The sequence below is a fragment of the Mycobacterium sp. E735 genome (genome assembly GCF_001666955.1).
Lineage (GTDB): Bacteria > Actinomycetota > Actinomycetes > Mycobacteriales > Mycobacteriaceae > Mycobacterium.
Genome location: NZ_LZIX01000170.1, coordinates 1 through 5,410, shown reverse-complemented (window position 1 = coordinate 5,410; position 5,410 = coordinate 1). Strand labels below are relative to the sequence as shown.

The following is a 5,410-nucleotide window of genomic DNA, read 5'->3' as shown; positions in this document are numbered from 1 at the left end:
AGTCGCTGGCCTACCAACTTCCCGTCCTCAACGCGCTGGCCACCGATCCGCGCGCCCGGGTGCTGTACCTGTCGCCGACGAAGGCGCTGGGGCATGACCAATTGCGGGCCGCCCACACGCTGGCGGGCGCCGTCCCGCGGTGCCATGACGTCGCGCCCACCGCCTACGACGGCGACAGCCCGCCGGAAGTCCGGCGCTTCGCGCGCGAGCGCTCCCGATGGTTGTTTTCCAATCCGGACATGATCCATGTGTCGATCCTGCGCAACCATGCCCGCTGGGCGGTGCTGCTGCGGGGCCTGCGATTCGTGATCGTTGACGAATGTCATTACTACCGTGGGGTTTTCGGCTCCAACGTGGCGATGGTGCTGCGCCGGTTGCTGCGACTGTGCGCGCGGTACTCCTCGGCGCCCACGGTGATCTTCGCGAGCGCCACGACGGACGCGCCGGGCGCGACGGCCGCCGAACTCATCGGGTATCCGGTCGAGGAGGTCGTCGAGGACGGCTCGCCGCAGGGCGCGCGGACGGTGGCCTTGTGGGAACCGGCGCTGCGGCCCGATCTGCTGGGCGAGAACGGGGCACCGGTGCGCCGCTCCGCCGGCGCGGAGGCGGCGCGGGTGATGGCCGACCTGATCGCCGAGGGGGCGCAGACGCTGACGTTCGTGCGCTCGCGCCGCGCCGCGGAGCTGACCGCGCTGGGCACCCAGGCGCGGCTGGACGACATCGCCCCGGAGCTCTCCGGCAAGGTGGCCTCCTATCGCGCCGGCTACCTCGCCGAAGACCGCACCGCGCTGGAACGTGCCCTGGCCGAGGGTCGGCTGCGTGGGCTGGCCACCACGAACGCCCTGGAGCTTGGTGTCGACATCGCCGGACTGGACGCGGTGGTGCTCGGGGGGTTCCCCGGGACCGTCGCCTCGTTCTGGCAGCAGGCCGGCCGGTCGGGCCGGCGCGGGCAGGGCGCGCTGGTGGTGTTGATCGCCCGCGACGACCCGCTCGACACCTACCTGGTCCACAACCCCACCGCGCTGCTGGGCAAGCCCGTCGAACGGGTGGTGATCGATCCCGCCAACCCCTACATCTTGGGACCCCAACTGCTCTGCGCCGCAACCGAAATGCCGCTCGAGGAGGCGGAAGTGCGTGACTTCGGCGCCATCGAGGTGGCCGAGGGCCTGCTCGACGACGGCCTGCTGCGTCGCCGCAACGGCAAGTACTTTCCCGCGGCCGGCCTAGAACCGCATGGCGCCGTGGACATCCGGGGTTCGGCGGGCGGCCAGATCGTGATCGTGGAGGCCGACACCGGGCGGTTGCTGGGCAGCACGGGCGTCGGTCAGGCCCCGGCGTCGGTCCACCCGGGTGCCGTCTACCTGCATCAGGGGGAGAGCTACGTCGTCGACTCACTGGACTTCGACGACGCGATCGCCTTCGTGCACGCCGAGGACCCCGGTTACGCCACGTTCGCCCGCGAAATCACCGACATCGCCGTCACCGGCACCGGAGAACGCGCGCAGTACGGTCCCGTCACACTGGGTCTGGTGCCGGTCACCGTCACCCACCAGGTGGTGGGCTACCTGCGCCGCCGGCTCTCCGGCGAGGTGATCGACTTCATCGAGCTGGACATGCCGGAGCAGACGCTGGCGACCACGGCGGTGATGTACACCATCACCGAAGAAGCGTTGCTGCGCAAGGGTATTGACGCACCGAGGATCCCCGGATCGTTGCATGCCGCCGAGCACGCCGCGATCGGCCTGCTGCCGCTGGTGGCCAGCTGCGACCGCGGCGACATCGGCGGCTTGTCGACCGCGGTGGGACCGGATCCGGCCGGCCTGCCCAGCGTCTTCGTGTACGACGGCTATCCGGGCGGCGCCGGGTTCGCCGAGCGCGGCTATCGCAAGGTGGGCACGTGGCTGGGTGCGACAGCCGCCGCCATCGAGGCATGCGAGTGCCCCCGGGGATGTCCGTCCTGCGTGCAGTCCCCCAAGTGCGGCAACGGCAACGACCCGCTCGACAAGGCGGGCGCGGTGCGGGTGCTGGAACTCGTCCTGGCGCAGTTGCCGCGCGCCGAGCAACCCGGCGGATGACGACCGACCCCTCGACGGTCGACCCCGCGGATCTGCTCTGTGACACCCGTCCCGAGCGCGCATTTCCTGCTGCTTGAAGAAACGGGCGCGTGCTGTCGCACGGTCGGACGAACGCTCACCGGTGAGCGGTTGGCGGCCGGCTGCGCGGGCGCAGCAGCAAACTATCAAAGGCCGCGGCGGCATGGCAACTTCATCGGCATCGGCGTTGCGGCCCGAAGGCGTTGGCGCAGAGAACGATAGCGTTTTCTGCGGCCGATTCGAATCCTGCCTATAGGCCCGAGGTCCCGAGGAGTCGGGCCCCCGCCGTAAAATCTCACCGCATGGGCCACGACTGGTTGCTCGTGGAGACGCTGGGGGGTGAACCCACCGTGGTGGCGCAGGGGCGCCAACTCAAGAACCTCGTGCCCATCACCACGTTCTTGCGCCGCAGTCCCTATCTGTCCGCGGTCCGGACCGCGATCGCCGAGACGGTGCAGACCGGACAGAGCCTGACCAGCATCACACCCAAGCGCGACCGCGTGATTCGCACCGAACCGGTGGTGATGTCCGACGGCTATATCCACGGGGTGCACGTGTGGACCGGGCCCGCCGACGTCGAACCGCCGGAGCGGCCGATTCCGGGGCCGCTCAAGTGGGATCTGACCCAGGGCGTCGCCACCGACACCAGGGAGTCGCTGGTGAACAGCGGAAAGAATCCGGAGGTCGAGGTCACGTTCGGCCGGGCCTTCGCAGAAGATCTCCCATCCCGGGACCTCAATCCCAACGAGACCAAGGTCCTCGCCATGGCCGTCAAGGCCAAGCCCGACCAAACCATCTGCAGCACTTGGGATCTCACTGACTGGCAGGGCAACCCCATGCGGATCGGCTTCGTCGCGCGGACCGGATTGGAAGAGGGACCCGACGGCCGCGACCATCTGGTCGCGCGGGCGATCAACTGGCGCGCAGAACTCAAGGGCCCGGCGGTGTCGACCGACGATCTGGCGCAACGGATCCTGAGCGGACTGGCCCAGGCCGGCGTGCACCGGGCACTGATCGACCTGAAGAATTGGGCGTTGCTGAAGTGGCTGGACGAGCCCTGCACCTTCTACGACTGGCGGGGCAGTGAGACGGGCAAGCCGAAGGTGCATCCGGACGATCAGCACTTGGTGGCGTCGATGACGGAGGAATTCGCCCACGGCGCCACGAGTCGGGTGTTGCGCATGCCCGGCAATCACGACGACTGGGTGCCGGTGCACGTCACGGTCAACCGGGTGGAGCTCGAACCGGATACCTACGCCGGCCTGGTGTCGCTGCGGTTGCCCTCCGATGAGGAACTCGCCGCCGCGGGGCTCTCGGACGGCCCCGAGCCGACCGGCTAACCGACCACGGGCAGCAGGCGTTGAGCGGCCAGCGAGAGGCGCTGGCCGGCGAGTTGCGGCCAGGCCTGCACCGCGCAGAACGGCGCGCACTGGTCCTGCGACGAACGAGTGCCGACGTGCACGCAGCACTGCACCAGCCGCTCTTCGATCATCGTCGACATGTCCATGAACGGTTTGACCGTGATGCGCACGACTCGCTCGCCCAGCATCCGCCGCAGTTGGCGCCGCCGGCCGGGCAGCGCGGCGGACGCCACCGTCAGCAACGTCGCCATGCCGAGATCGCAGTTCTCGCAGATCATGCGCCACACGTCCGACATCTGCGGGTGTGACAGCGAGGACTGCTCCGACAGCAAGCCCATCAGCGATTCCCGCACCGCCAGGCGCAACTCGCGGGGGATGTCGGAGTCGGCGATCCGGTTGGCGACCAACCCGAGCTTGTCTTTGAGGTTGTCGTGGCCGATCAGGGCGACCAGCGAACGCCATTGCCCGCTGTCGTCACGGAGCGCGTACCCGACCGAACAGCAATGCGGGTGCGAGCAGGGCAGCGCGGTCAGGTCCCGCCAGGTGATCAGGTCGCCGGTCTGCGGGCCCAACCGCCTCAGCACACCGGTATGGGTGAGGCGCCTGTCCGGGTCGATGAGATCGGAACGCCCGGACGCGAATTGCGGCTGGATGCAGACGCCTCCGACGTACGGCGTGTCCAGCGCGAGCCTGACGACGCCGCCGATCTCGTCGTCGTTCACGCCGAGCGCCGCCGTCATCACCAGGGTGGTGAAGATTTGACGCTCGGAAAGTCGCCGCAGCGCCGCGTGCTTGACCCGCGACAGGTCACCGCCGCGGTGGTGGCGGTGCGCGGCCGGCGATATCCCGTCGTATTGCAGGTACACCTCGGCGCGTTCGCGGTACTCGGTGAGCAGGTCGAGGAGCTCGTCATCCTGCGCTATCCGCAAACCATTGGTGTTCAACAGGATTCGCGTGATGGGTCGCGAACTCAGCTCGGCGAGCAGCTCGGGCAGCTGCGGATGCAGGCTTGGTTCGCCGCCGCTGAGCATCACCACGTCGAGGCGCCCGTTCTCGCGTGCCAGGCGCTGGTCGACGTTGGCCAGCACGTCGCCGACCGCGACGACGTCGCGAAGGTCTGGCGACGAGTCGGCGAAGCAGGTCGGGCAGCGCAGGTTGCAGGTCGCGGCGACATCCTCGAGCAGGATGCAGGTGTGTTGGGTCTGCATCTGTGGCAAGCCGCGCAGATAGGCCGACGGGATCGGGTCGAAGTTACCCGGGCTGTCGGGGACATGGGCCTTGGTGGGCGCGGTCCACTCCTCGAGGTAGGCAAGGATTTCGGGGTCTTCGTCGTACAGCGTCCGAACGAGTCCATGCCGGGGACAGCCTCGTTCGAGCCAGACCTGGCCGTCGCCGCGCACGGCGAGCCAGCCACTGAGCCGCGCCACGTCACTCAACGGGCGATCGGGTTGTTCGGCGTGACATCGCGGGCAAAAAGCGTTGACGTAGCGGTGGATTCGGTCACCGCGCAGTTCCATGCCGTTCATCGGGTGATGTGGTAGAGCATCGGGTTCAATCCGGTGCAGATGCCGACGGTGAAGATGGAGGTGAGCGCCCAGCCGATCATCAGTCCCATGCCGATCCCCCTCGCCCACGCGCTGCCCTTGACGAACAGCAGCGCGCCCCCGCCGCCGAAGGCGATCAGCCCGAGCATGACGGCCCCCGTCGCGAACGCGGCCTTCGGCGCGATCGCGTTGGCGAGCCCGAACAACACCAGCGGGCCGAGGATCGCGTTGATCCCGGCATAGAGGGCCATCCCGGCGATGGCCGCGCCGAAGACCTCGCCGCCGCTCGGCTTGCGCTGCGGCGGTTGCGGTTGCCAGGCCGGGTAGGGCTGGTATGGATAGCCGGGCGGGGGCCGTCATGCTCGGGCTGATCGCCTTCGGCGGCGGGGGCGCGCTGCTGTTCGTCAAGGGC

At 68.9% G+C, this 5,410-nt stretch carries 4 protein-coding genes; 2 read left to right on the top strand and 2 right to left on the bottom strand.

Annotation, left to right across the window (positions count from 1 at the left end; all coding sequences use genetic code 11):
• Positions 1-2,075 (top strand): Zn-binding domain-containing protein (locus A5704_RS13330; RefSeq protein ID WP_067889375.1); only part of this gene is annotated, 2,075 nt, incomplete at its 5' end.
• 320 nt (positions 2,076-2,395) lie between these two features.
• Positions 2,396-3,433: a PAS domain-containing protein gene (locus A5704_RS13325; RefSeq protein ID WP_067889372.1), complete on the top strand. Its 1,038-nt coding sequence runs from the start codon at positions 2,396-2,398 to the stop codon at positions 3,431-3,433.
• Here A5704_RS13325 and A5704_RS13320 read toward each other — a convergent pair.
• Positions 3,430-4,971: a radical SAM protein gene (locus tag A5704_RS13320; RefSeq protein WP_067758837.1), complete on the bottom strand. Its 1,542-nt coding sequence runs from the start codon at positions 4,969-4,971 to the stop codon at positions 3,430-3,432. The two genes, A5704_RS13325 and A5704_RS13320, sit on opposite strands and share 4 nt — an antisense overlap.
• Before the next feature lie 5 nt (positions 4,972-4,976).
• Positions 4,977-5,249: a hypothetical protein gene (locus A5704_RS13315; protein WP_067758816.1), complete on the bottom strand. Its 273-nt coding sequence runs from the start codon at positions 5,247-5,249 to the stop codon at positions 4,977-4,979.
• Positions 5,250-5,410 lie beyond the last annotated feature (161 nt).